Annotated in this window: 21 protein-coding genes and 4 pseudogenes; 14 read left to right on the plus strand and 11 right to left on the minus strand. The window is 64.7% G+C overall.

Features of this window, described 5'->3' with window-relative positions:
- The first annotated feature begins 458 nt into the window (after positions 1-458).
- Genes ACZK2V_RS02455 through ACZK2V_RS02465 form a run of 3 tightly spaced genes read left to right on the plus strand, consistent with a single transcriptional unit; the run spans position 459 to position 6,696 of the window.
- Complete coding sequence (locus ACZK2V_RS02455) at positions 459-1,649, plus strand: DUF6361 family protein (protein ID WP_049462933.1); 1,191 nt, start codon at positions 459-461, stop codon at positions 1,647-1,649.
- Positions 1,646-3,484 carry a phospholipase D family protein gene (locus tag ACZK2V_RS02460; protein ID WP_049462932.1) on the plus strand — a complete coding sequence of 613 codons (1,839 nt, stop codon included), beginning with the start codon at positions 1,646-1,648 and terminating at the stop codon, positions 3,482-3,484. The genes ACZK2V_RS02455 and ACZK2V_RS02460 overlap by 4 nt, the downstream gene beginning before the upstream one ends.
- The gene (locus ACZK2V_RS02465) at positions 3,484-6,696 is read left to right on the plus strand and encodes a helicase-related protein (protein ID WP_049462931.1); all 3,213 of its coding nucleotides are present in this window, start codon (positions 3,484-3,486) and stop codon (positions 6,694-6,696) included. The genes ACZK2V_RS02460 and ACZK2V_RS02465 overlap by 1 nt, the downstream gene beginning before the upstream one ends.
- A 54-nt stretch (positions 6,697-6,750) precedes the next feature.
- Here ACZK2V_RS02465 and ACZK2V_RS02470 read toward each other — a convergent pair whose 3' ends face one another.
- Both ACZK2V_RS02470 and ACZK2V_RS02475 read right to left on the minus strand, forming a co-directional pair.
- Positions 6,751-8,043: an XVIPCD domain-containing protein gene (locus tag ACZK2V_RS02470; RefSeq protein WP_049462930.1), complete on the minus strand. Its 1,293-nt coding sequence runs from the start codon at positions 8,041-8,043 to the stop codon at positions 6,751-6,753.
- 27 nt (positions 8,044-8,070) lie between these two features.
- Complete coding sequence (locus tag ACZK2V_RS02475) at positions 8,071-8,931, minus strand: hypothetical protein (protein WP_049462929.1); 861 nt, start codon at positions 8,929-8,931, stop codon at positions 8,071-8,073.
- Between the two features lie 219 nt (positions 8,932-9,150).
- Here ACZK2V_RS02475 and ACZK2V_RS02480 point away from each other — a divergent pair, with 219 nt between their 5' ends.
- Positions 9,151-10,077, plus strand: a complete 927-nt coding sequence (locus ACZK2V_RS02480; RefSeq protein ID WP_049462928.1) for an XVIPCD domain-containing protein — start codon at positions 9,151-9,153, stop codon at positions 10,075-10,077.
- A gap of 42 nt (positions 10,078-10,119) precedes the next feature.
- Here ACZK2V_RS02480 and ACZK2V_RS02485 read toward each other — a convergent pair whose 3' ends face one another.
- On the minus strand, positions 10,120-10,902 hold the full coding sequence (locus tag ACZK2V_RS02485) for a hypothetical protein (protein ID WP_143048150.1): 783 nt from the start codon (positions 10,900-10,902) through the stop codon (positions 10,120-10,122).
- A 219-nt stretch (positions 10,903-11,121) separates the two neighbouring features.
- On the opposite strand from ACZK2V_RS02485, the gene ACZK2V_RS02490 reads away from it, so the two are divergent.
- The 3 genes from ACZK2V_RS02490 to ACZK2V_RS02500 all read left to right on the plus strand — a co-directional run bounded on the left by ACZK2V_RS02490 (position 11,122) and on the right by ACZK2V_RS02500 (position 14,020).
- The gene (locus tag ACZK2V_RS02490; protein WP_049462926.1) at positions 11,122-12,267 is read left to right on the plus strand and encodes a YncE family protein; all 1,146 of its coding nucleotides are present in this window, start codon (positions 11,122-11,124) and stop codon (positions 12,265-12,267) included.
- A gap of 163 nt (positions 12,268-12,430) precedes the next feature.
- Positions 12,431-13,066 carry a hypothetical protein gene (locus ACZK2V_RS02495; RefSeq protein ID WP_143048151.1) on the plus strand — a complete coding sequence of 212 codons (636 nt, stop codon included), beginning with the start codon at positions 12,431-12,433 and terminating at the stop codon, positions 13,064-13,066.
- A gap of 9 nt (positions 13,067-13,075) precedes the next feature.
- A complete protein-coding gene (locus ACZK2V_RS02500) occupies positions 13,076-14,020 on the plus strand; it encodes an XVIPCD domain-containing protein (RefSeq protein ID WP_049462924.1) in 945 nt (314 codons plus the stop codon).
- Positions 14,021-14,023: 3 nt separating this feature from the next.
- Here the strand turns inward: ACZK2V_RS02500 and ACZK2V_RS02505 are convergent, their stop codons facing one another.
- Together ACZK2V_RS02505 and ACZK2V_RS02510 are read right to left on the minus strand one after the other, a co-directional pair.
- Positions 14,024-14,416: an XVIPCD domain-containing protein gene (locus tag ACZK2V_RS02505; RefSeq protein ID WP_049462923.1), complete on the minus strand. Its 393-nt coding sequence runs from the start codon at positions 14,414-14,416 to the stop codon at positions 14,024-14,026.
- 75 nt (positions 14,417-14,491) lie between these two features.
- Positions 14,492-14,971, minus strand: coding sequence for a nuclear transport factor 2 family protein (locus tag ACZK2V_RS02510; protein WP_049462922.1), 480 nt, complete (start codon positions 14,969-14,971; stop codon positions 14,492-14,494).
- Positions 14,972-15,193: 222 nt separating this feature from the next.
- On the opposite strand from ACZK2V_RS02510, the gene ACZK2V_RS02515 reads away from it, so the two are divergent.
- Together ACZK2V_RS02515 and ACZK2V_RS02520 are read left to right on the plus strand one after the other, a co-directional pair.
- On the plus strand, positions 15,194-16,006 hold the full coding sequence (locus tag ACZK2V_RS02515; protein ID WP_049462921.1) for an alpha/beta fold hydrolase: 813 nt from the start codon (positions 15,194-15,196) through the stop codon (positions 16,004-16,006).
- Positions 16,007-16,015: 9 nt separating this feature from the next.
- Positions 16,016-16,189, plus strand: a complete 174-nt coding sequence (locus ACZK2V_RS02520) for a hypothetical protein (protein ID WP_097048477.1) — start codon at positions 16,016-16,018, stop codon at positions 16,187-16,189.
- A gap of 91 nt (positions 16,190-16,280) precedes the next feature.
- Here the strand turns inward: ACZK2V_RS02520 and ACZK2V_RS02525 are convergent.
- Positions 16,281-16,959, minus strand: a pseudogene (locus ACZK2V_RS02525) (hypothetical protein).
- A gap of 133 nt (positions 16,960-17,092) precedes the next feature.
- Here ACZK2V_RS02525 and ACZK2V_RS02530 point away from each other — a divergent pair.
- Both ACZK2V_RS02530 and ACZK2V_RS02535 read left to right on the plus strand, forming a co-directional pair.
- Entirely contained in the window at positions 17,093-17,752 is a 660-nt protein-coding gene (locus ACZK2V_RS02530) for a hypothetical protein (protein ID WP_177179481.1), read from the plus strand.
- A 70-nt stretch (positions 17,753-17,822) separates the two neighbouring features.
- Positions 17,823-18,790, plus strand: a pseudogene (locus tag ACZK2V_RS02535) (polysaccharide deacetylase family protein).
- Between the two features lie 3 nt (positions 18,791-18,793).
- Here the strand turns inward: ACZK2V_RS02535 and ACZK2V_RS02540 are convergent.
- From ACZK2V_RS02540 to ACZK2V_RS02550, 3 genes and pseudogenes are all read right to left on the minus strand, one after another.
- On the minus strand, positions 18,794-19,636 hold the full coding sequence (locus tag ACZK2V_RS02540) for a class I SAM-dependent methyltransferase (RefSeq protein WP_049462917.1): 843 nt from the start codon (positions 19,634-19,636) through the stop codon (positions 18,794-18,796).
- A 131-nt stretch (positions 19,637-19,767) separates the two neighbouring features.
- Positions 19,768-20,091, minus strand: a complete 324-nt coding sequence (locus ACZK2V_RS02545) for a hypothetical protein (protein WP_049462916.1) — start codon at positions 20,089-20,091, stop codon at positions 19,768-19,770.
- Positions 20,092-20,160: 69 nt separating this feature from the next.
- Positions 20,161-20,578, minus strand: a pseudogene (locus tag ACZK2V_RS02550) (hypothetical protein).
- A gap of 90 nt (positions 20,579-20,668) precedes the next feature.
- Here ACZK2V_RS02550 and ACZK2V_RS02555 point away from each other — a divergent pair.
- Positions 20,669-20,953: a hypothetical protein gene (locus tag ACZK2V_RS02555; protein WP_032130412.1), complete on the plus strand. Its 285-nt coding sequence runs from the start codon at positions 20,669-20,671 to the stop codon at positions 20,951-20,953.
- A gap of 301 nt (positions 20,954-21,254) precedes the next feature.
- Positions 21,255-22,160, plus strand: a complete 906-nt coding sequence (locus ACZK2V_RS02560) for an IS110 family transposase (protein WP_486322914.1) — start codon at positions 21,255-21,257, stop codon at positions 22,158-22,160.
- 116 nt (positions 22,161-22,276) lie between these two features.
- Here ACZK2V_RS02560 and dmeF read toward each other — a convergent pair.
- Positions 22,277-23,240 (minus strand): annotated as a pseudogene (gene dmeF, locus ACZK2V_RS02565) (CDF family Co(II)/Ni(II) efflux transporter DmeF).
- A gap of 48 nt (positions 23,241-23,288) precedes the next feature.
- On the opposite strand from dmeF, the gene ACZK2V_RS02570 reads away from it, so the two are divergent.
- Entirely contained in the window at positions 23,289-23,573 is a 285-nt protein-coding gene (locus ACZK2V_RS02570; protein ID WP_049461446.1) for a metal-sensing transcriptional repressor, read from the plus strand.
- A 125-nt stretch (positions 23,574-23,698) separates the two neighbouring features.
- Here ACZK2V_RS02570 and ACZK2V_RS02575 read toward each other — a convergent pair whose 3' ends face one another.
- Positions 23,699-24,070, minus strand: a complete 372-nt coding sequence (locus ACZK2V_RS02575) for a MerC domain-containing protein (protein ID WP_014645760.1) — start codon at positions 24,068-24,070, stop codon at positions 23,699-23,701.
- Positions 24,071-24,113: the final 43 nt, after the last annotated feature.

Raw genomic sequence — 24,113 nt, forward strand, 5'->3', positions numbered from 1 at the left:
CTCAGGCAGACCATTCCAAAGGTGGTCGAGGGTGCGGGTGGGGCGGCCAGAGACGGCGGGTGACCTGCACTGCGGGCAATGGGAGAAGTGCGTCAGCCCCGGCAGACGCACATCCCCCGCTGGCGGGGTGATACGAAGCCAACCGCAGGCTGGGCAGTGATAGGTCCAACGTTGTGTACGTCCCCACATGGGCGGCTTGCCTCCGTATGAATGGCGGGGGCATCCCTGCCCATGGTGCGTCCTGCTGGTCCATCCTCTTTGAGGGCGCGACAGCCAGTGACGCATTGATCGGAAGAATGGCTGGCCGGCACATGCAAGAGCAATCGAGCAGCACAGATACAAGCGTCACCCACACCAGAAACAGGAACAGGGGAAAGTGATGAACCAGCAGACCCAATGCACGCGCCATGTATCGCGCCGCGCATCCACGCGCGCACGCGCCTGCGGGAGGATTTGAGATGCCTTCCAGCCTGACATGGCTCGACCATGACGCTGCGGCACAGGCACGCAGCGCTACGCTGCTGGCTCTTCTGGACCAGCCCGGCACCCGCGACGAGCTCGGATTTGGCGGTATCCGCGATGCGTTGTCCGACCAGCTGTTCCCCGGCACCTCCGTCATCCAGACGCGGCTGCGATACATGCTTCTGCTGCCGAGGATGTTCATGGGCCTGGAGGCTTCTTCGGTACGCCCCAGGGATTATGCAGAGCGTGCGCGGCAGGATGAGCTGAAGCTAAATGATTGCCTGGCGGCGGAGGACGGGGCGTTCGGTCGTGATTCCGGCCACACGCTCAAGCGCCTTGCCAGCTCCGTCTACTGGGCGGGCATGCGCTCCTGGGGCATCTTCGCGCGATCGGGCTCCCAGCAGGACTACTTCTCGGCCATCGAGCAGATTCGCAGGGAGCGCAGCTGGAAGCAGCAACGCGACGACGGGATGGAGGACGCTGAGCTGATTGCACAGACCTGGCATCCCTCACTGGAGAAGCTCGTACCGGTGGCCGCACTGGAAGAGGGATCGCTGTCCCTGACCGCGGACGAGGCGGAGTTCATCCGCGAGCAATGGAAGGTTCATCACCCGCAGACCCTGCTGGTGTGGCTGGCGCAGGACAAGGGGCGATTGGGCGACTGTGCCGACGCCGGGTTCCCATGGCTGCATCCACAGATCCGCCAGGCTCCGCAGCCGCTGCGTGAGCTCGTGGAACACGCGCGTCAGTTCTCCCGTCTCGCCAACGGTGCGTCGCTGGTCTACAACCTTGCCCTGGCGGAGGCGTCTTCCAACGATGAACGTCGTGAGGAGTACGGCCAGGAACTGAAGACCTGGATCGACGGCGTTCCGGCTTCGCAGCTGGGCGAATGGGACATGGTGCGGTTCTGGGAGCAGGTGGAACGGGTGGGGCGTCCGATTCATCCGCGCACCCGCGAGTTCGTGAGCAGCTGGCTTGCGCTGGTCAAGGCCGGCCAGGCCGACAGCCCGCAATCACGCAGTCTCGTGCGTGAGCGGGAGCGCTCGCTGAAAGGCAATCTCTCGCGCTTCAATCCTGAAAACCTCGATCGCTGGAGCGGTGCGTCCGGCCTCGGAATCCTCAATTACCGGTGGGGCATCACGCGCCGTCACCTTGCCGACCTCCTGCACGGCCTGGAGGCCGCATGATCCATCCATCTGCACGCAGTACTCTGACCGAGGCCTTGCAGCCCCCCAGCGGCTACCGGTTTGATGCCGGCGTCGCCACTACGTACAGCCTGTCGCTGGGCGCGTTGCTGGGATTGCCTGCACATTTCGCCTTGCTCGGCGACCACGACAACAGCGCCGAAGAAGATCCTTTGCGCCTCGTGGAAGGGCTGCGCCGGGCAAGCCGCAGGCTTGCGGTGTTCTGCGAACGGGGACGGATGGAAGCACCGCCAGCAGGCAGCGCATTGGCGGTGCTGGCTGAGGGCATGGTGCATGAGGTCTGCGCCCCACACGGCGGCGCCTTCCACCCGAAGATCTGGGCGCTGCGCTATGTGGCCATCGATGCGGCCGCCGAACCTGCCACCGTCGTACGTCTGCTGGTGCTGACCCGCAATCTGACCTGGGACCGCTGTTGGGACGTGAGCCTGCGCCTGGATGGTGTGCCGGGAAAGGCCAAGGAGGCCAGCAACAAGCCGCTGGCGGACTTCCTGCGCTGGCTGCCGCTGAATACCGAAGGGGCGTCGCCGGACCTGGAGCGGCAGGCGATGATCGTATCGTTGGCGAAGGACATCGAGCGCGCTGACTGGGAAAAGCCTCCGGGCTTCACCCAGCTGGCGTTCCACGTGCTGGGTACTGCAAAGCGGGCAGTGCCGTGGAGTCCGCTCGAGGGCGGTGGCAAGGCCCAGGATGTGTTGATCGTCTCTCCCTTCGTACGCGCTGGCGCGCTGCAGACGCTGCGCGAGCACTGCAACGGCGACTTCATGCTGGTGAGTCGCGCCGATGAGCTGGATAGGCTTCCGGCCGGCGCCTGCCTGGCCGATGACAGTGCCTACGTGTTGAAGCCTGACACGCTGCTCTCCGAAGGCGAAGAGGCTGGACAGGCCGATACGCTGCAGGGCCTGCACGCCAAGGTGGCCGTGTTCCAGCGCGGCCAACGGGTGCACGTTGCAGTCGGTTCGGCCAATTACACCAACGCGGTTGTGCAGAACGGCAGCAACGTTGAAGTGGTTGCGGAGCTGAGCGGTCCGGTGAGCAGGATTCCCGCGCCGAGGCAGTGGCTTGACGAGCATCTCCAGCCCTTGCTGGACACGTACACGCCCGGTGAGGGCGAAGATGCGGAGGGCGCAGAGCGTCGCCAGCTGCAGGACCAGCTGGAGGCCATCCGTCGCCAGATTGCAGCTGCCGCCTGGACGCTGCACTGCGAAACCCATCCGGTCTCGGGATGGAACCTCGCGCTTTCGTGCCCGGGCCTTCCGCTTGACGGTGCCACGCTGCACGCGTGGCCGTTGGCGGTGGTTTCCGAGCGGGCCCGTGCTGTACAGGCGGGTCAGGTTGATCTGGGAACCTTTGCCGGCCATGAGGTGAGTTCGCTGGTTGGCTTCCAGGTCACGCCCAACAGTACCCGCGCCGAGGAGCTGGCCGTCCCGCCGTTGCGCTTCGCGCTGGAAGTTTCACTGGAAGGCGCTCCAGACGACCGCGCGGACGCGCTGGTGGCACAACTCCTGGGTAACCGCGCGGCGTTCCTGCGCTATCTCGCGCTGCTGCTGGATGATCCCCAGGCCGCAGGCTGTGGAGCGCGCAATCGATCCGAAGGCAGCGGCGGCGGCAGCAGGGATGCGAGTGGCCTCATGGCGAACTACCCGCTGTTTGAACAGCTGCTGCGGATCTATTCCCGCGAGCCTGAACGACTTGAAGCGATTGATCGCATGGTGAAGCGGTTGAAGGACAAGCAGTTCGATGGGCAGCCCTGTCTGCCCGATGATTTCCTGGCCCTCTGGGAAGTTGTGGGAAACGCTATTGGCAAGGAGGCTGCGTAATGAACAGGAATACAGATCTTTCGGATCCGACCCCCGTTCTTGAGCGGCTGAAGGGCTTCCAGCGTAGGACGGTGAACTATGCGTTCCGACGCATGTACGAAGATCACGATCCGGCACTGCGTTTCCTGGTCGCCGATGAGGTGGGGCTGGGCAAGACGCAGGTGGCCAAAGGTCTGATCGCGCGCGTGGTTGCCCATAAGGCAGCCAGCAAAGAGCGCATGGACATCATCTACATCTGCTCCAATGCTTCCATCGCATCGCAGAACCTGGAGCGTCTTCGGCTTCGTTCGACCAAAGCGGTTCGCGCTACCCGGTTGACCCTGCTGCCGCTGGCGCTTGCCGATGGCGGTCTGGAAGGCGACGGTGTGAACTTCATCAGTTTCACACCAGGTACTTCGTTTGAAACAACCAGCCGTGGAGGACTGGCCCGCGAGCGCGTGCTCATCCATCGCATGCTGCAGGGCGTATCCAGGCTCAATGCCAACGGCTTGGCCTGGGTGCTGCGTGGCGGTCTGGGAGATGGCTGGCGGCAGCATTTTGAGCACGAGGACGGCGTGGATGAACCGGATGAGGCCATCACCCGTACGTTTGTCAAGTCGTTGGACAAGAAGCGATTGAGACAGCTTGTCGAAGTCTGTGACAGGCACGCCGGTCGGCGGACGCGTGCACTGGACAGTGACGAGCGCGCCGAAGCCCTCGAGCTGACGTCCTGGCTGCGCACCACGCTGGCGCACTGTTGCCTGAAGGCACTGAAGCCTGATCTGGTGGTGCTGGATGAGTTCCAGCGCTTCCGCGAGCTTCTTGCCGTGCAGGATCCTGACTCCGATGACGAGGCTGCCCCGGCATCTTCTGCTGCAAAGCTGGCGCAGGAGTTGTTCGACCATGAGAACAAGCCTCGCGTGCTCCTGCTTTCGGCCACGCCCTACAAGATGTTCGTCGCCCAGCAGGAGCAGGAGGATCACTACCGCGACTTCCTGGCAACGGCGTCATTCCTGTTCAATGATCCGGAAGAGGTGACCGCGCTCCGCGCTGACCTCGCCGCATTCCGTGCATCGCTGGTGGGCGTGGGGGCATCGCAGGATGATGCACGTGTGCTCAAGGGTGCAATCGAGAGTCGGCTCAAGAAGGTGATGTGCCGGACCGAGCGCGTGGGTGTAACCCGGGGCCGCGATGCGATGGTGAGGGATGTCCCGCTTCCGTTGTCGCTGACATCGGAGGACCTGGCGGACTACGCCTGCGTGGATGCGCTTGCAAGAGCGGCGGGGACGAATGATGTCATGGAGTTCTGGCGCTCCAGTCCCTACCTGCTGAACTTCATGCGTGAGGACGGATACACCTTCAAGCGCCGCATGATGGATCGACAGGGCAAGGCGGCTCTGGGGCGGGCGTTGTCCCAGCATCCGCAGTACAGGACGCTGGATCAGGATGCGCTGCAGCGGTACAGCCCGTTGGTGGCGGCAAACCCGAGAATGGACGTGCTGGCCAAGGATATGGAGGACCAGGGCAGCTGGCGCTTGTTGTGGGTTCCTCCTTCCATGCCTTACTGGGCAGGAGAGGGTGCGTACGCGCAGGTATCCCATTTCAGCAAGACGCTGGTGTTCTCAAGCTGGAACATGGTTCCTGATGCGATTGCCGGCCTTCTTTCCTACCATGCCGAGCAATTGGCCATGGCGGGGCATGCGCTCCAGCCCGGATACGACGCGCCTGGCAAGAGCCTGAGTGCTCGCTTGCGCTTCAACAGCGGCAAGAGCGGGCATGAGGACATGAACGCGCTCACTCTGCTGGTTCCTTCCCTCGCGCTGGCCACAATGGTCGATCCCTTGGCGATGTCGGTCGCTGCAGGTGGCTCGCTGCACTTGGCAGATGCCAGGCGTGAGGCTGCCGGTCGGATCAGGGAGAGGATGGAGTCGCTTGACCTGCCAGCGTCCAGGCACTCGGGGCCGCCTGACGTGCGCTGGTACTGGTTGACGCTGCTTCTGCTTGAGCGTGCGCATGTCCAATCGCATGTGGACCCGTGCTGGGGTTCGGAGGACCTGACGATTGGTGCGGGTGAGGATGAGGAAGACGGTGGCGCCAGCGTTTCAGGGCAGGGGTTCTCCCGTCATGTGGCTTACTGGCGACAGGTATGGGGGCGCGGTTTTGACGAGCCCTCTCTGCAGACGCTTGGGCCACGTCCCGACGACATTGCCGAGGTACTGGCTGATCTCGCATTGGCGGCACCAGGTGTGTGCGCTTTGCGTGCATTGCTGCGCCTGCTGCCGGGAGACAATGAGGCCGACCTTCGCCAGGCCGCCATAAAAATTGCGGACGTGTTCCGCCGACAGCTGAATATGCCCGAAGCGGTCGCCATCATCACTCACGAGGAAGGTGGGGTGTATTGGCGGCGGGCGGTGGCCTACTGCGCAGAAGGCAATTTGCAGGCTTTGCTTGATGAGTACCTGCATCTGCTGCACGAGCAGAACGCAGCGGACGAGAAATCTACCCATGCTCAGGCCATCGCGAAGGGCGTGAGTGATGCGGGCCACGTGCGCGCAAGCCAGCTTCACCCTGAGGGTGTGAAGCTGTTGGATGGAAAGCTCGTGCGCGACGATGCGCTGTCATTGCGTTGCCGGTATGCGATGCGCTACGGAAATGCCACCGAGGACGACAAGGTGGTTGCCCGCAAGGACGCGTTGCAGCATGCATTCAACTCGCCCTTCCGTCCCTTCGTGCTCGCATCCACTTCGGTGGGGCAGGAAGGGCTGGACTTCCATTCCTGGTGCCACTCAATCGTTCACTGGAACCTGCCTGGCAATCCGGTGGATCTTGAGCAGCGGGAGGGGCGCGTTCATCGCTACAAAGGACTGGCCGTCCGCCGAAACGTTGCGCGGCTGGCAGGGTTCGTGGCCGACCAGGCCGCCGGTGACCCATGGGCGGGACTATTCACCAATGCAGAGTTGCCTCACAAGGACACGCCATTGGCGGGCTTGATTCCCTACTGGATCTGCGAGGCACCGGGCGGTGTGGCGGTCGAGCGAAAGGTGTTCCATTTTCCTCTGAGCCAGGACAAGCATCGCTTTGATCGGCTGAAGAGCAGCCTGGCGCTGTATCGCATGGTCTTTGCACAGCCGCGCCAGCAGGATCTTCTGGGGCACCTGCAAGCGCGTGCGGAAGGCGGCGAGGATGTGCAGGCATTGCTGGATACCTGGCGGATCGAACTGCTGCCGGACTGACCGGGTCGGCCGGGCAGGGCGCATGCGCTGCCCCCTGCCTGGCCCACGGAAGGCTCACGCCATCCGCATCCCCTCCCGCTGCACCTGCTGCGCGCTTTCCACATCCTGCGTCTGACGCTGCGCCAGTGCGTCCAGCTGCCGGTAGCTCTGCTCGGCCGGCGCCTGCACGGCCTGTTCGGCGGAGATGGCCACCCGCAGGTGGGCCGGATCATCCAGCGCGCCCTGCACCAGGAACAGGTTCTGCCCCGCACCCCCAGGGCCGTTGGCCTTGCCGAGCATCACGTGGTCCACCTGGCTGAGGTTGTTCTCTTTGGCCAGCACCGCCAGGCGCGCGGTCACGCCATCAGGGTTGTTGCCCAGTACCAGGCCGTGCTCGGCCTGCAGGCTGGCCACCTGGCCGCGGATCTGCTGGTACACCGGATCGTTGGCGTGGTCGGGGCGGTTGGCGGCCAGCTGCGTTTCGCGGCCATCGCGCTCCAGCGGCTCGTTCATCACCACCTTGGGCGTTTCAAGGCGGGTGCGGTAACTGTCCTCGGGGTGGAAGTGCGTGGCCTTCTCCGCGCGCTCCAGGCGCACGGCACGGGCGTCGTCCAGCGAGGCGATGATCCTCGGGTTGTGCTCACGCAGTGGGATGCTGCCTGGCACCTGCAGGTACCAGGCCTGCTCCTTTTCCGAATACATGTGGTACGAACTGCGCGAGCCGATGACATTGGGATCGCTGCTGGGCAGTGCCTCAGCCATGAGCGAGCCTTCGTACAGGCCCAGCCGGCCGACATAGCCGGTGGCGCTCCAGAAGGGCATGGCCAGGTACGCGCTGCCCAGCGTGTTGGCCGCGCGCTGGGTACCACCGACATCGTTGTTGAGCATCTCCTTCCAGACTTCCTCGGCCTTGCCCTCTCCGCGTTCCTTGCGGGTGGCTTCCAGCAGCACACGCGGGGTCCAGCAGTTGGGGTCGAGGTGGTGGCGCTTGAAGGCTTCATCGTGCGCCTGCTGCACATCGCGGCCGGGCAGATTCAGGGCCAGATCGGGGCGCTTGGCCTCCATCCAGTGCTCGCGGCGTTCCAGGTCGCGGTGCAGCAGGGTCTGGCCGAAGGCCTCCCATTCGCGCTCGGTCAGGTTGCGGTTCTGCAGGGCCGGGTTGCGGTCGTGCTGGTCACGGGCCTGCGACTGCGCGTAGGCGTTGGCGACCTGGCCCGGCAGGTTGTCGTTGCGCACCACGCCCAGGGCCAGCAGACCGTAGCCATCGGAATGTTCCTTGTGCGCCAGGTAGCTCCAGTAGCGCTCGCGGTTTCCGCTGTCTGCGTATTCCCTGAGGATCTCCAGATCCTTGCGGGTCAATTCACCCATGTGTCGTTCCTCCTGAACCCTGGTCGGTTACCGCAGCTTGTAGCGGGCCAGCAGGACGCGCGTGGCGTCCTCCACGGCCTTCCAGTCCTTGAGCAGCACGCGCGGGTAGATCGCGCGCACCGATAGCCCATCCTGCGGGTCGGTGAAGGTATGCGTGCAGGTGGCCACCGGCACATCGGGGTCATCCACCAGCGTGGTGCCCTGCACGGTCAGCCCCTCGCGCCCATCCTGCGGCGGATTGCAGGTGATGAAGGTGGCCAGCGCGCCCTGTGTGTCGCGGGCGATGTACCACTCCTGGTCGGTTTCGGGCGTGCGCACCGGCGGCGCGCCGCGCTGCGCGGCATACGCCTCGGAAAACCGCGTCATGCGGGCTTCGTCGATGACGTACGGGGTGAGCCCGAAGTGCGGCGTACCGGCGTTGCGCAGGTCCAGCCGGCGGCGCGGGTCGTCACGGTTGATCGAGCCGTCCTCGGTGGTCGCTTCGGTGCTGGTCTTGCGCGGCAGCAGCTCGGCGATGGGGAGGGCGTCGATGTAATCCAGCGACAGGCTGATGGCGCGGTGGTGGTCGGACATGCTGCGCGAGGCGCGCGTGCCCGGCGGTGCCGCCTGCAGGTCGGGCCACAGGAGGGTGAGGCCGATGCCGCCGCCCACCGCCGGACCCATCTGGTCGTCGTACAGGTTGGCGGGGAAGGCGTAGCGGTGTGGGCCCAGCGTGGCTTCCACGGGGGCGGTGGTATAGGTGTAGCCGTCCACGGTGTGGGACTGTGCGGTGTCGGTCATGGGGGTCTCCCGGTGCTCCGGTTCCTTGGAGGGGGCCTTGCTGCAGGCCGTGCTGCTTGCCAAGGCGATGGCCAGGGCCAACCAGCGGCCCGGCGGTGGCAGGTTCATGCGGCCGTTCCTTGAGGTGTACGAGGCACTATAGGACAGGTTCTGCGGCGTATTCCACAGAGCCGGTCACGCTCCATATCTGCATCCGGTGCCTCAGCGTTCGCTGGTTCACACATTCAGCATGCCTCCACTACGGGCCCCGGGCTCCTCCACCTGCCTCCCATCCCACCTATGCCATCATCCAGCCAGGACCGCAGCACCCATCAAGGCTGAACAGGCATGGAGCAGGCAACACGCTACACGGCAACGCTTTATCTGGCCGCCCCCGGCACCCTGCTTAAGAGTGGAGGCATCTCCCCGCGCGGCCACATGTACCTGCAGGTGGCGGCAGGCGACGTGGCCCACAGCTACGGCTTCGCACCGCCGCGCCAGGCGCCGGGTGAAGCCCCCACGGGTGCGCAGTACGCGCAGGTGCGCCACGACGATGCCGATGAGCATCTGGACCCGTACTACAGCCGCACTCTGGAAATCACTGAGGAGCATTACGGCTGCCTGCGTGATTTCGCCGAGGAACCGGCCGAGTTCGAATTCGATGTGGATCGCCCGGCCACCATCAACCGCTGCAGCGATTTCGTCTGGGCCGCGCTGCACTACGCTGGCCTGCATCCGCTGCCGGCGCCGCTGGACGGCGGCAGCAATCTGGGCGAGTTCGCGGTGCTGTTCAACCTGCCGGAAATCCAGTGCATTGCCGCGCCGTTCCCGGGTAGCGATCTGAATGCCGAAACCCACCATGCGATGCCCGAGCGCGAGGCCGAACACCATCGCCAGGGCGACCGCGCCAGCGATGAGCCGCCGCCGACGCCGATTGAAGTGGCCGGCACGCTGCTGGACCCCTCGCATCCGGACCATCGCCTGTTCGCGCAGCTGATCCAGAAAGTGGCCGAGCTGGATGCCGCGCATGGCCGCCCGTTCGATGCCGCCAGCCAGCGCATCAGCGCCAGCCTGCTGGTGCTGGCCAAGCAGAACAATCTCTCGCGCGTGGACCACGTGCTGCTCAGCCAGCCGACCCAAAGCAGCCATGCCGCCGAGAGCATCTTCATCGTGCAGGGCGATCGCAACGACCCGGGGCACCGCCGCGCCAGCATCGCTACAGAAGTGGCGGCCAAGACCGATGTGGCCGATTCGCTGCGGTTGAAGGAGCAATAGTCCGCGCCAACGGTTGCTTGCTCGGCTGTACGAGCTGTGTCATCAACGCCCGATTAGCAGGCGAATCGCAGTTGGGATTCGATTGGCTTGCTCGTAGTCGCGGCCCAACTGTTGATGCAGCTCGAATACTGCCCACTCCGCATTCTGCAAGCGGACGATATCCTCGAATGGCGGTGCACTTGATTGTGTCGTCAGCAGAAGGTGTTCGTTCACGCCGGCATCCAGCAAAGTCTTCGTCATCAGGATGTCCGTATACAGCGAGCCCTTGGCTTCGCCAATATGAACGCTGAAGATTTGCTTGGTTCCCTCCATCGTCTTCACAGCCCTGTCGCGATTGGTCAAGACCTGCAGGAGTGCTGAGTTCAGTTCCTGAAGGCGCATCTTGGAATCATTTGGGTCTGAGGATCCAAATCCGTCCAGATGTTGGACGTAGTTACTGATGTCGTCGAGTATGCCCTTCCAAACGTAAGTGTGCTCAGGGTCGAAGTATCTTTGCCTCGCTCTTGCTGCGTCGGCCGCCAGATGATTGATGCCTGTAACGTGATCAATCGTAAGCTGCTGCTCGCCAATGAAGGGGAGGTTGTGCTCGGCGCGTGTCTTCTGCATTCGTTCTGCCAGTTCATTGCTGTAGTCGCGTATTTCCTTCAGCGACGTCTGACCCGTTTCACTAGAGACCAAGGGCGTATATATCGTCAATGATGACCACGCCACGTAGCTGATTGCAGCAGCCAGCAATAGCCAAGCGTAGATTTTTGCGCGTGTCCTGATTTCCAATTTTGCTCCGAAACGTGGATTGCCCACTGTGGCAATCGGCGAGTTGGCCAAGTTCTTTAGGCCGTACATCTTCGGGGAGCGGAGATGCCAACGAGCGGTTTCTCGTCCTCACACTGTGGCCGAGACCGATTGGCGCATCGCCAATTGAGAACTGCTACCATTCCCCCGCTACCCAGCCAGCCCACCCCGCGCAGACAGATGCAGGTCGGGCCGTCGTAGAACGGCCCAGCGAGCCAGGACACCCTCCCGTGCCCATTCAAGGACGCTCGCATGTTCCGTAATCCTCTCTTCCGCTCGGCCGCCCTGGCCGTTGCCGTTTCGCTCAGCCTTGGCGTGCCCTCCGCGTTCGCCGACAACGCACCCGCCGCCAGTGCCACCGCCGCCGTGCAGCGCCAGGCGGTGGCCAAGGGCCTGTACGAGCTGGCCTACAGCCCGAAGCAGAATGCCGTGTTCGTGGCCTCGTCCGGTGGTTTTGGCGATGACGCCGGCCCGGCCCAGGTGCTGCGCCTGAACCCGGCCACGCTGGCCGTGGAAACCCGCATCCCGCTGGAGCGCAAAGCGTTCGGCGTGGTGCTGGATGACGCCCACAACCGCCTGTACGTGGGCAACACCGTGGACCTGTCGGTGACCGTGGTCGACACCGCGCAGAACAAGGCCGTCGGCACCATCCAGCTGATGGAGAAGAAGACCGGCAAGGACGGCAAGGCTGCTTACACCCACGACCTGCGCGAACTGGTGGTCGACAGCGCGGCCAACCGCCTGTACGTGACCGGCCACAGCAGCCAGCCGGACGTGAGCAGCGTGCTGTTCGTGATCGATACCACCACGCTGAAGGTGATCAACACCATCGACGGCCTGGGCAATGCCAAGGCACCGGGCCTGGCGCTGGATGCGGCCAACAAGCGCGTCTACACCAGCAACCTGCTGGCCGATCTGGTGGTGGTGGGCACCGATTCGAACAAGGTGGTGGCACAGCACAAGATCGCCGCCGAGCAGCCGATGAACATCGCGCTGGACCCGGCCGGCAAGCGCCTGTTCGTGACCGACCAGGGCTCGGAATTCCTGCGTGGCTACCAGGCCAAGAGCAGCGGCCTGGTCAGCAAGCATCCGGGCCAGCGCGTGCTGGTGCTCGACCGCAGCACTGGCAAGGAACTGGCCAGCATCCCGACCGACGCCGGCCCGCTGGGCATCCTGCTGGATGCACCGCGCAAGCGCCTGTACGTGACCAACCGCGAAGCCGGTACGGTGACGGCCTACAACAGTGACAGCTACCAGAAGGTGGCCACCTACACGGTGCCGACCCACCCGAACAGTCTGGCGCTGGATGCGAAGAACAACGTGCTGTACGTGAGCATCAAGAACGGCGAGAAGGATGACAAGGGCGCCGACGAGAGCGTGGCGCGGATTCAGCTGTAAGGCTGTTCGGCAGCGTGAGAGGGAAGGGCAGGGCGATGCGTCCTGCCCTTCTTCATTTTCACCTGAACGGCGCAGTCCGATGCCCTGGAATCCAGCTGGCATCACGTTGTGGCTTACGCACCTGGTGTAGATTTTCAGAAGACGCTACAGACGAGGTCCATGGATGACACTTCGGAATTACCTGTTGAGGACGGCCAGCGCTGCATGCTTGGTTCTGCTGGCGGCCTGCCAACCCGCCGCGGCCCCCGCACCCCAAACCCGCGCGGCCACAGCTCAGGAGAACGTCGTGCCGATCATCCGACCGTTCCCGGTCACCGCCATGCATGAACCGATGGTGGTCGATTTTGAACTGACACCGCCCGGCCCGAACGCTGCCCCCACGTTGCTGATCGGCCTTCGCGTGAAAGGCGAGGATGACGCACAGGCAGCGCAGGCTGCCGAACGCCTCGTGCGCGAGGGACTGCCGGCTGAAGTGCTGCTTGAACGTGTCGAGCAGGTTGGTACTGAGCCGGTGCCGCTGACCCGTCGCCAGTTCAATGGTTTTGAACCTTCTGAAATGGTGGCTGTCGGCTCGGATGGGCATGTGCCCGGCGTAGTACCCGACAGTGCTGACGACGCGTCCCTGGTGGCTGCCGGTCTGATTGGGCCGGACGGGCACTATCGCACCGTGACCTTTGCCTGGGCCGAGCAGGTGAAACCCGGTCACTACCGCCTGCGCCTTCGCCTGCTGTCACCGGCCGCGGGGCTGGAGGCTGTTCCGTCTGAACTGCAGTTGGCTTACACACACCGCGCCAAGTAGGAGTACGTCATGGATGATCGCTATATTGTTTCCATCTACGTTGCCGCACCCGGAACACCGTTGCGGGCCGGTGGAACGTCCATGGCCGGGCATGTGTACTACACGGTCTCCGATGGAAAGACGAGCCACAGCCTGGGATTCGCGCCGGAAGAGCATGGCGCCCGAAGTGGCCCGGGCAAGGTGTACACCAATGATGCAGATCAGTATCAGAAGCCGATCTACCGACGTGATATGGAGATCTCCAAGGAGCAGTACGACAAGCTGCTGGCGTTTGGAAACGCCCCTGCGAAGCATGGCTTTGAGATGAACTACAACGGCGCCAGCAACAGCTGCATCGACTTCACCTGGGGCGCGTTGAATCACGCGGGCCTGCATCGTCATAACATCTTGGGCATGGAGCGGAAGGGCTTCGAGGGCAACCTCAAGCCGCTGGACAACGTGGATGCGATCCGTAGCATCCGCGCGCCATTTCCGGACAGCGAGCTGAACAGGGAAGTGCGCAACCCGATGCCGGAGCGCACGCTTATGCAGCGCCTGATCAGCGAGCAGCATCTTCCGCAGAAAGACAGGGAGCTGCTGGAGTCCATTCGCAGCAAGGTGGCGGAGGTGGACCAGCAGCATGGCCGAGTCTACGACGATGCAAGCGAGCGTATCTCTGCGAGTCTGCTCGCGTTGGCGAAGGAAAAGGGTATCGAGCGGGTGGATTACGTGGCGCTGAGCCAGGCCACTGCAGATGCAGGGGCAGGCCAGCGGATCTTCCTTATCGAGGGCGATCCAGCGAACCCGGCGCATACGCGGGCATCCATGGAGACCGCAACGGCCGCGCAAGCACCCGTGGAGCAATCGTTCGCCAAGGTGGAGCAGCTGGAGCAGGACCAGAAGGCGCAGGCGCTTGCGGTAGGTCAGGAGCCTCAACTGGCCGTGCAGGAGCAGAGCATGATGCGGATGAGCTGACGCTCACCCCATCCGCGGAGTGGGATTCTGCATTTCCTGCGCTTGCGGCTCGACCTGCTGTTGCGCCGTCAACCCCAACGCCTGCATCGACTGCTCCACCGGCATCTGCGCCGCCACAGCGGTCGGCATCATTGCCCGCAGATGCGCAGGATTGGTCGGGTCGCCCTGCACCACGAAGATGTTGTGCCCGGCCGGATGCTGGGCCGTCGCATTGCTGACCAGCACATGGTCGACCTGCTGCAGGCCCTGCTCGCGGGCGAGTACAGTCAGGCTGGCGGCCAGGCGCTCGCTGGTCTGGTCGAACGGACGGCCATGCTGGGCGTCCAGTGCGGCCACGCCCTGGCGGATCTGCTGGTTGAGGCCGTAGTCGGGGTGGTTGGGGGTGATCTCTGGCATGGCGATCGAACGGTAGCGATGGGTCGTGGTGGGCCCGGTCAGTATAGATCCGGCCCGTGAAGCGCGCCCGAGGGGTCAGTCCGCCGGCCGATGGTCGTAGCTGATCACCCGTTCGGCCAGCCAACGCCCGTCCACGCGGCGCCAGACCTGGATGAAGCGGGCCTGGCCCACCCAGCGCTCCACGCCGTCCTTGCCGCGTTCATGGAAGCGGTGGTCGCCGATTTCCAGCGCCCGCTCGTCGCGCAAGGGGAACACCTGCAGCGAAGGTTCCACCAGCTCACGGCGCAGGCTCCAGCCGCCCTCGCGCGCATTGCTGCACATGTTGGCCACGCTGCGGCGGAAGTCCTCGCGGTTGCTGGCTGACTTGCCGTCCTTGTCATGGAAGAACTCCATGTCTTCGGTGGTCATCGCGGCGGCCCTGTCGGCATCGCAGGCCTCGAAGGCCACAGCAAACAGCTGGGTATCGGCCTGGCGGATCTGTTGGCGCAGGTCATCGGCGGGCGACGGTGCGGCAGCGAGACCGGCAGCAAGCAGGGGCAAGGTAAGCAGCAGCATGGCGAAACTCCCGGGGATGGTTCATGCAGGCTCGCATGGCGTTTGGGCCGCTGCAGCCGGCTTCCGATGAAACGGCCCTTCTACGGAGTGAATGCCCGCATTGACGGCCCGGCTCCGGCGGCGTCGCCTGTGCAGGCGATGTCATGGCGATCGGCGATTCCGTCACGGTCGCGATAGGGGCCGGCCAATAGCCTGAAAGCCTCCCCTTCCACAGGAGCTCCCATGCCTGCTTCCCGCATCCGCCTGCACGTTGAAGACACCGGTGGTGACGGCCGCCCGATCATTCTGATCCACGGCTGGCCGCTGTCTGCCGATGCCTGGAAACAACAGGTGTCGATCCTGCGCGATGCGCAGCATCGGGTGATCAGTTACGACCGGCGCGGCTTCGGCCGTTCCGACAAGCCGGCCGAGGGCTATGACTACGACACGCTGGCAGCGGACCTGGCCGGGGTGATCGAGGAGCGTGACCTGCACGACGTCAGCCTGGTCGGCTTCTCGATGGGCGGCGGTGAGGTGGCGCGCTATGTGAGCAATCATGGGCAGGACCGTCTGCACAGCGTGGTGTTTGCAGCGGCGGTGCCGCCGTATCTGCTGCGCAGTGATGACAACCCGGATGGCCCGCTCACCCAGGAAAAGGCCGATGAAATGCGCAGCGGTCTTGAGAAGGATCGTGAGGCGTTCTTCGATGGCTTCACCCGCGATTTCTTCAGCGCCAACGGCCAGTTGATGGTGACCGAAGAGACGCGTCAGGCGGCGATCGCGCTGTGCCATCAATCCGACCAGGTGGCGGCGCTGGGCTGCATGAAGGCGTTTGCCACTACCGATTTCCGCGATGACCTGAAGAAGATCACGGTGCCGACCTTGATCCTGCACGGTGACAGTGACGCCATCGTGCCGTTCGAGGGCTCCGGCCAGCGCACCCATGAGGCGATTGCGGGCAGCGAGGTGGTGATCCTGGAAGGCGCGCCGCATGGCTGCAACACCAGTCATGCGGATCACTTCAATCTGGCGCTGTTGAACTTTCTGAAGCAGTAAGCTGCGCCCATGCGTGAACCGAAGACGCCCCCGTGGAAGAAGCCCAATCCCAAGGGCCAGACGTCGCAGCCGTTGTCGCCTGCGCAGAAGGAGGCAGCCCGGCAGCGCGCGGAAGAGAACGGGCGGCGTTATCCCAATCTGGTGGACAACATGTGGGCCGCGAAGCTGCCGCGCGGATCGTGATCTGTAGAATCGAGCCATGCTCGACTCCGCTCTGCATCCATCCATGCATGGCGTGGATCTACTGCAACAGCAGCCGAGCATGGGCTCGACTCTACAGGTCGACCAGGGGCTTCCAGCCGGGTTCCAGCCAGGGTGAGATCTCGCGCTGGCGGACGGTGATTGCCTCCGTCGGCAGCCCCGCCAAGCGCGCAAGCTCTGCACGCAGCAGCTCGGCATCCACCGGCACTGCCGTAGCCACCTGCAGGCGATCCCCCTGATGCCTCACCTGTACCGGTAGCATGGCGTGCGCATCATGCTCGCCGCCGGTGCGTCCGATCAGGTAGCGCATCGTTACCGGCCGCGACAGTTGCGCCAGTGCTGGCTGCCACGCCTGCAGTACGAGGGGCTGCCCGGCAGCGGGAACATGTACTTCAGCAATCGTAGCCGGGTAGCCGGTGATGCTCTCGACCATGACCTGGAAGCGCGCCATCCGGCACGACCAGCACGGTGGCGATCAACGTGAAGAGCGAAACGAACACCGCTGCGAGGTTCCAGCTGCGCGGCGCGGAGGCCGGGCGAGTTGCGGTACGCAGACCTGGCTTTCGCCGCAGCTTGCGCGCGTAGATGCGCCGGTCCTTCCTGCGCGGGCTGCTGCTGTGCTCGGGCAGGTTCAAGGGAACCCGTGGAAGGCGCGCCACGCGGGCCTTGATCAGGCGCGACAGCAGCATCCAGGCGATCACGAACGCCAGCAGCGGAAGCAGCGTTCGCACCCACAGATACAGCGTGACCATCCACAACACCTCTACATACGACCATCCATGCTCATCCACATCCTACCGGGACCGCGCGCCGGTTGTCGTATCCGCCAGCCGACAAGCACAGGGCGCTTGGTTAGGATGGTCCTTTGTTGTCATGGATGAACCGATGGTCTCTGCTGCTACCCGCTTCTGTCGTATCTGTGGTCCTGGCCCGATCCTGCTGGCACTGCAGGTGGTGGCGCTGCTGGCGGTAGCCCTTGCAGTCGGCTTCTTCCACTACCGTGTGGGACTGCTGCTGGAGCCGGTGGATGATGCATGCGGTGGGCCCGACCCTGTCGCGCGCATGCAGGTGGCCGAACAACTGCTGGCGCGGTCCACTGCGCTTGCACCGTGGCAACCCTTGCAGTGGATTCCGATGGCGGGCGTGGTACTGGCGCTGCTGGGCGCGATGTCGATCAGCGTCTACCGGCTGGGCCGCCTGTCGGAACGCCTGCGACGTGCCAACTGGGGGCTGATGGCGCTGCACGCCGCGATCCTGGCGCTGGCCCTCAGGGCATTGCACCTGTACGACCTGGCATGGACTGGCGTGGCCAAGCTGTCCCCAGCGGCGTGCCTGGTGGAGCTGGGCGAGCAGGGCCGGTTGCCGCTGGCACAGGCGCAGCAGGTGGTGTTCGAGATCCTCACCCATGAGCATGCACCGCTGCTGCGCAATCCCGATGATCTTGCCCTGGTGCTGGTCGCGTTGATGCTGATGGCGATGGCTGCGGGATTCATGCTGTGGCGGGCGATCGTGCGCGAACGTCAGGTGCAGTCGCCCGGCCTATAGCGGGTGTGGGACCGGCCGCGCGTCCGCAATCGCGCTAGAGTCAGCACTTCACCCCTGCAAGGATGTGCTGATGCGTTGGTTGCTGCGTGCGGTGCCATTGCTGCTGTGTTCGTTGGCGGTACACGCCGCCGAGGTGGATCGCCGGATCGCGATGACCATCGACGACCTGCCGTGGGCGCGGGTGGACGAGATCGTTCCGCCGGACCTGCAATCGCGGCACGAAGCGCTGATGGCCCAGCTTCGCCAGGCGGGGGTGCCGGTGGTCGGCTTCGTCAACGAGAACAAGCTTGAGATCAACGGACACGTGCAGCCCGCGCGGGTGCAGATGCTGCGCGACTGGCTGGACGCCGGGCATGTGCTGGGCAACCACACCTATTCGCACATGGATCTGAACGCCAGGGGGGGCCTGCGTTCCAGCAGGATTTTCTGCGTGGTGAAACGGTGCTGCGGCCGCTGCTGGCCGAGCGCGGACTGAAACCGCAGTGGATGCGCCATCCCTATCTGCGTGCCGGACGCACACCGGAAGAACGCGCGGAGATGGACGTGTTCTTCAAGCAGCATGGCTACCGCGTGGCGCCGGTGACGGTCGACAACGGTGAGTGGGTGTGGGCCTTCGCCTATGCCAACGTGATGAACGAGCAGCCTGATTCCCCGGCGCGCGAGGCGATGCTGGCGCAGCTGCGCAAGGGCTATGTGCCCTACATGCTGAACAAGCTGGACTACTACGAGAAGCAGTCGCAGGCGCTGCTGGGCTACGCGCTGCCGCAGGTGTGGCTGATGCATGCCAACGAACTCAATGCAGCCACCTTCGCCGAACTGGTGGCGGCGACGAAGCGGCGCGGCTATCGCTTCATTTCACTGGATGAGGCGATGCGCGATCCTGCTTACGGGCGTGGCGCCGAGGGCTACAGCGGTCGCTATGGCCCGAGCTGGCTGCACCGCTGGGCGATGGCCGAGAAGAAGCCGAAAGACTTCTACGCCGGTGAACCGGAAGTGCCGAAGTGGGTGATGAAGCTGGCGAAGGTTGACTCGGAATGAAGCTCAGCGCTTGACGGCCAGCACGCCGTCCAGCGCCAGCTCGGCCTTGAAACCGGCCTTTTCCAGGCGCTTGGCCACTTCGCGCGGCACGTCGCGGCCGCTGGTCAGCTTGTTCGGCGCGCCGGTGTAGTGGAACAGGCGCCCTCCCTTGCGGATGACGCGGGCGAGGTGGTCGTAGAACACCTGCGAGTACAACTCGCCGGCGATGCCAAAGCGCGGCGGGTCGTGCAGGATCGCGTCGACACTGTTGCTTGCCACCTGCTCGATCTGCTGCGAGACATCGCCGTGGCTGAACTGCAGACGGCTCCCGGCGGCGGCCGAGTCCGGATCCGGCGACCACGGGTTGAGCGTGCGCAGCCACATCACATCGGCGTTCTTCTCGAACGAGCGGATCTGGCCGACACCGGCCTCCAGCGCGCAGGCGGCGAAGTAGCCCAGGCCGCCGCAGGTATCGAGGATGACCTTGCCGGCCGGGGCGACCAGCTCGACCTTGCGGCGCGCATCCTCGAACGGTGACAGCTTGGAGGTCGGCAGCATCTTGATGCCGTCGATCTCGAAGGTCGGTGCGCCCCATTCGGTGGGCACCAGTTTGATCAGCGAACCGCTGTAGCGCGAGATCGGTGCGAAGTCCTCGCCGTCCCAGTAGTACAGCGTGCGGTCCTTCAACTTGCCCGGCCACGGGTAGCGCTGGCCACGGAAGTAGAAGCCGTCGGCGTTCAGGGCCACGCTGTCCTGGCTCAGGCCCAGGTCGAGCGAGCCCTGCCATTCAGCAGCGCCCTTGTCATGGGCACGGCGCAGGGTGTCAGCGCTGTCGCGGGTCAGCAGGGGGCCGGTGTAATGAGGCACGGCGGGTACCGGGGCGGTTCGGGGGAGGGCATGGTACCGCAGCTGTTGCCGGGGCCACGTGTGGCTGCTGTTGCGCTAGATCCACGCCACGCGTGGGTGCCGGCATGGCGGAGCCGAGCGTGGGCTCGGCGCTACCGCTGGCTGGTGCAGCTGTAGCCGTGTGTGGTTCCTTCCCCTGAAATCACGCCGACGCCACGCGACGGCTGCATGCCTACTCGCGCGCACGACTGACGGTGGACCTCCTGGGTTTCCGGTGGCTGCCGATCAAAGTCGTAGCGCAGGCTGCCGTCTTCCTGCAGCAGCCAATGCACGGTAACGCGCTCGTGGCGACCATCGCCGAGATCCCAGTCCAGGGTGCGCAATATCAGTGTCTGGCCGTCGGGCAGTTCCCGGACTTCGTCATAGGCACCCTGGGTCTTCGGCGCGCTTAACGCAAGCAGCAGAAACAGCAGCATTGGCATCGCTCCTCAAAGAAGACAGGATGTGCTCATATTGCCCTGAGCCGCCATCAGAATCATTGCGTCTTACGGGCACTTGACCGCGTATACGGGCCCAGCCCCGATCAGCATCAGCGCCATGTAGTCACTATCACTGGCCTTGCCCTTCAGCGTCGCGCCCTTGTTGAAGTGGAAGATGCCGAAGCCACCGGCCATGCGGATCAACGCGCTGTCGATCTGCTCGGCGTCATCGCGGAAGTAGCGGCTGATCTCGCTGCGGGTGGCTTTGTGCAGGGCGTTGGGTTCGCGCTGCCACTGGTCACCGCGGCTGAAGGAGACGAAGTACTGGCCGCCTTCCTTGTCGATGCGGAAATCGGCCGGTTTGCGCGCCGCCGGTGGCGAAGCAGCCCTGCAACGGGTCGGCGCTGAAAGGAAGCCCGGCATCACCACTGCAGGCGGTGAGCAGCAGGAGGGCACCGGGCAGCAGCAGGCGGAGCGTGCGCATGGGATGTCCCGACGGGGCAGGTGCGGCTAGTGTAGGCAGTGCACGGGCGTGGTCCGTACAGAAATTCGGCAAGGACACAGGGGTTTTCGGATGGCGAAGGACAAGGCACCGTGGTGCGGCGTGGCCAGTTGGCTGGGGATCGTGGTGGGCTGGGGCGCGGGCAGCCTCGCTGCGCAGGCGGCGGTGGCCGCAGGCGGCAATGGCATGGCTGCGGGATTGGGCGTGGGGGTGCTGGGCGCGGCGCTGGTGGGCTGCGGTCTGGCGGTGGCTTCGCGCGTGCGCGGCGAGCGCTGGCCGTGGATCGGCATCGGTGGTGCAGTGCTGAGCGCGCTGCCGCTGCTGATGTACCTGCTGCGGATGATGTTGAAGCTGTAGTTGTAGAGTCGAGCCATGCTTGTATGTTCCTCCCGGCTCCTACGAGGTATGTAGGAGCCAGGGTGGAGGGACCGTCAAGCATGCATCTGCGGATACTAGCCGACAGACGAGTCGAGCGATCCCCATCCCGCACACGAACGTCGATAAAGGATCGTACGGCCCCCAAAGGGGATCGTCGATGTAGGCAAGCTAACGTCGGTGCGGTACCACCCCAGCCCCTTAAAGATAGCTGGGAGCCGTACAAATGTCTGATTCTCTCGATATTGGCGTGGACGTGGACTCCAAGGAGTTCGTACCGGCAGTGGCCGACCGCAAGGCCGGCGACAGGATCGCCAACACCCGGGCCGGCATAGCCCAGTGGCTCAACACCTTGCCCCAGCGATGCCGGATTGGCATGGAGGCGACGGGGCGGTACTACGAGTTGTTGGCTCGGATGGCTGGCCAGGCAGGCCACGTTGTCTATGTGATCAATCCACGTCTGATCAAGCACTACGGCCGGGCGACGGGCTCGCGTGGCAAGACGGACGCCATGGACGCCGAAGCGATCGCCCGGTACGTGAAGAAGGAGAACGATCGCCTGCGTGAATACGTACCGCGTACCGATGAGCAGCAGCAGATGCACGATTTGCTGCGCAAGCGGCAGACGCTGGTAAAGACACGCGCGCGCCTGGAGCAATCCTTCGGGGTAAGCAAAAGTGCCCCCGGGGAGCTGTCAGATCTGTTCTGCGCTCTGGCTGGGACGCTGTCCGAGCTGGAAAGCGAACTGCAGCGCTTGGGTCGCGATGGAGAGCATGGCGCGCTCTACAAGCGCCTGTTGACCATCCCTGGTATCGGCCCTGCCGTCGCCGCTCACCTGATTTACTACATGACGCGCTGGCCGTTGGCCAACGCCAACGCGTGGATCGCCTGCACGGGCCTGGATCCCCGGCCTAACGAGTCTGGCGGCAGAACGGGACGGCGTCGGCTGTCCAAACAGGGCGCGCCAGTGCTGCGCCAGATGCTCTACATGGCCGCAATGGGGCTCAAGCGGTGTCGCCAGGGGCAACCGCTCTACGACGAGCTGTCAAAACGCGGTCACCCCAGCACCGCCGTCTTCAACATCCTGGCCAGAAAGCTGGCCAGGATCGCCTGGGGTGTCTTCAAAAGCGGCCGGGACTTCGATCCGGCCATGCTGAAGGTGGGTCAAGCCTGCTTCCAGCAGGCTTGACCACGAACATAGGATCTCGACTTGTGGGCAACGCAGCCAGGCATGGCCTGGCTCTACTGGTCAGCGGCGGCCGGAGCATGCCATGCCGGCCAGCGGCCGGCACTACCGGATGCGGGTCAGGCGCTGCGGTGAATCTCCACCGTCACGTGCACCAGCTCCTCATGAATCGCCAGCGCGTTGCGCACGGTATCGGCATCCAGACTGACGTCGCTGGTGACCACGCTGGCGCTGACCGCGTACTTGCCGCGACCCACCTGCCAGACGTGTAGGTCGGCCAGGCGTGCCGGCCACGGGCCCTGTTCGATCACTTCGCGTACTTCGGCCACCACAGGTGCATCCATCTGCGCGTCGAGCAGGATGCGGCCGCTATCGCGCAGCAGGCCGATCGCCCAGACCGTCACCAGCACGGCGCCGACCAGGCCCATCACCGGGTCCAGCCAGGTCAGGCCCAGCAGCTTGCCGCCAAGCAGGGCGACGATGGCCAGCACCGAGGTGGCGGCGTCGGCCAGCACGTGCACGTAGGCCGAGCGCAGGTTGAGGTCGTGACCGTGCGCATGGCTGTGATCGTGGTCGTGCCCGTGATGATGGTCATGCCCATGCCCATGATGGTGATGCGCGTGGCCCGGGCTGTCGTGCAGCCACCAGGCGCAGAGCAGATTCACGCCCAGGCCCAACGCTGCAATGGCGATGGCTTCGTCGTAATGGATCGGTGCCGGCACCCACAGCCGTTCCAGCGATTGCACGGCCATCAGCGCGGCGACGCCAAGCAGTGCGATGGCGCTGGTGTAGCCGGCCAGGATCTCGATCTTCCACGTACCGAAGGCAAAGCGCGGATCGTGCGCGTAGCGGCGCGCAGCGGTAGGCGAACACCGAGAGGCCCAGCGCCAGCGCGTGCGAACTCATGTGCCAGCCGTCGGCGAGCACGGCCATGGAGTTGAACCACCAGCCGCCGACGATCTCCACCAACATCATGCTGACGGTGAGCCACAGGGCGCGGCGGGTATTGCGTTCAGCCAGCGGGTTGCCGTCGTCGAAGCGGTGTTCGTGGCGACGGGCGGCGGCGAGGGCGTCCAAGTGCATGGCGGCGGGAGCTGGAGTGGATACCCCCATAGGGTATATGATCCCGCCATGGCCCATGTACATAAGAATCGAAAGCAGCTGCGGACCCGGGTACGCCGTATCGCGGGTCAGGTGGCGGCGTTGGAGCAGGCGCTGGACAAGCCCGAGGGGGAAGCGGGGGACTGCGCGGGCGTGCTGGTGCAGGTCGCCGCGGTGCGCGGTGCCGCCCACAGCCTGCTGATGGAGTTGCTGCACGAGCATCTGCAGGAACACGTAGTGGGTGCCGATGACCCGCAGCAGCGGGCGGACGAGGCTGCGGTGCTGGTGGAGCTGCTGCGCCGCTACGGCAAATAGCAGGGGTAGTGCCGGCCGCTGGCCGGCAACTGCAGGTTGCGTCCGAAGCTCATGCAGTTGCCGGCCAGCGGCCGGCACTACCCGTGGCGTCCGAAGCTCATGCGGTTGCCGGCCGGCGGCCGGCACTACCCGTGCCGGTGCCGCGCGTTCCAGATATGCGTGGCGGCCAGCAGCAGGCTGCCAGTGACCGTCATCGGCGTTTCCCAGTCATGTGAGGGCAAGGCCAGCGCGCCGGCCAGCAGCAGGCCGAGCCCGGCGCCGGCGGTGGCCCAGGCCAGCACGGGCAGTGGGTGACGGCGCTCGGCCCGCCACAGCGCGTAGCCGGTCAGTGGCAGGGCGATGGCCACGAACAGCAGGTGGACCCATTCCGCTTCGGCCCAGGTGCCGAACAGCGGCAGCGCGGCGGCAAGCAGGGGCAACGCCAAGCAGTGCAGCAGGCACAGGCTGGACAGGGCGACCGCGCCGGCATCGAGCAGGGCGGCAGAAGGCGACTTCATCAGGGGAGGTTCCTTGCGCGGCAACTGTTATACAGTAACATTT

Source organism: Stenotrophomonas sp. 93052_Sma, assembly GCF_056481145.1.

Excerpts from the sequence above, each read along its gene's own strand:
- ACZK2V_RS02490 (WP_049462926.1), top strand. The coding sequence starts at position 11,122 with ATGTTCCGTAATCCTCTCTTCCGCTCGGCCGCCCTGGCCGTTGCCGTT.
- ACZK2V_RS02465 (WP_049462931.1), top strand. The coding sequence starts at position 3,484 with ATGAACAGGAATACAGATCTTTCGGATCCGACCCCCGTTCTTGAGCGG.
- ACZK2V_RS02530 (WP_177179481.1), top strand. The coding sequence starts at position 17,093 with ATGGTCTCTGCTGCTACCCGCTTCTGTCGTATCTGTGGTCCTGGCCCG.
- ACZK2V_RS02470 (WP_049462930.1), bottom strand. The coding sequence starts at position 8,043 with ATGGGTGAATTGACCCGCAAGGATCTGGAGATCCTCAGGGAATACGCA.
- ACZK2V_RS02570 (WP_049461446.1), top strand. The coding sequence starts at position 23,289 with ATGGCCCATGTACATAAGAATCGAAAGCAGCTGCGGACCCGGGTACGC.
- ACZK2V_RS02455 (WP_049462933.1), top strand. The coding sequence starts at position 459 with ATGCCTTCCAGCCTGACATGGCTCGACCATGACGCTGCGGCACAGGCA.
- ACZK2V_RS02480 (WP_049462928.1), top strand. The coding sequence starts at position 9,151 with ATGGAGCAGGCAACACGCTACACGGCAACGCTTTATCTGGCCGCCCCC.
- ACZK2V_RS02500 (WP_049462924.1), top strand. The coding sequence starts at position 13,076 with ATGGATGATCGCTATATTGTTTCCATCTACGTTGCCGCACCCGGAACA.
- ACZK2V_RS02505 (WP_049462923.1), bottom strand. The coding sequence starts at position 14,416 with ATGCCAGAGATCACCCCCAACCACCCCGACTACGGCCTCAACCAGCAG.
- ACZK2V_RS02515 (WP_049462921.1), top strand. The coding sequence starts at position 15,194 with ATGCCTGCTTCCCGCATCCGCCTGCACGTTGAAGACACCGGTGGTGAC.
- ACZK2V_RS02555 (WP_032130412.1), top strand. The coding sequence starts at position 20,669 with ATGGCGAAGGACAAGGCACCGTGGTGCGGCGTGGCCAGTTGGCTGGGG.
- ACZK2V_RS02575 (WP_014645760.1), bottom strand. The coding sequence starts at position 24,070 with ATGAAGTCGCCTTCTGCCGCCCTGCTCGATGCCGGCGCGGTCGCCCTG.
- ACZK2V_RS02520 (WP_097048477.1), top strand. The coding sequence starts at position 16,016 with ATGCGTGAACCGAAGACGCCCCCGTGGAAGAAGCCCAATCCCAAGGGC.
- ACZK2V_RS02460 (WP_049462932.1), top strand. The coding sequence starts at position 1,646 with ATGATCCATCCATCTGCACGCAGTACTCTGACCGAGGCCTTGCAGCCC.
- ACZK2V_RS02545 (WP_049462916.1), bottom strand. The coding sequence starts at position 20,091 with ATGCTGCTGTTTCTGCTGCTTGCGTTAAGCGCGCCGAAGACCCAGGGT.
- ACZK2V_RS02495 (WP_143048151.1), top strand. The coding sequence starts at position 12,431 with ATGACACTTCGGAATTACCTGTTGAGGACGGCCAGCGCTGCATGCTTG.
- ACZK2V_RS02510 (WP_049462922.1), bottom strand. The coding sequence starts at position 14,971 with ATGCTGCTGCTTACCTTGCCCCTGCTTGCTGCCGGTCTCGCTGCCGCA.
- ACZK2V_RS02475 (WP_049462929.1), bottom strand. The coding sequence starts at position 8,931 with ATGAACCTGCCACCGCCGGGCCGCTGGTTGGCCCTGGCCATCGCCTTG.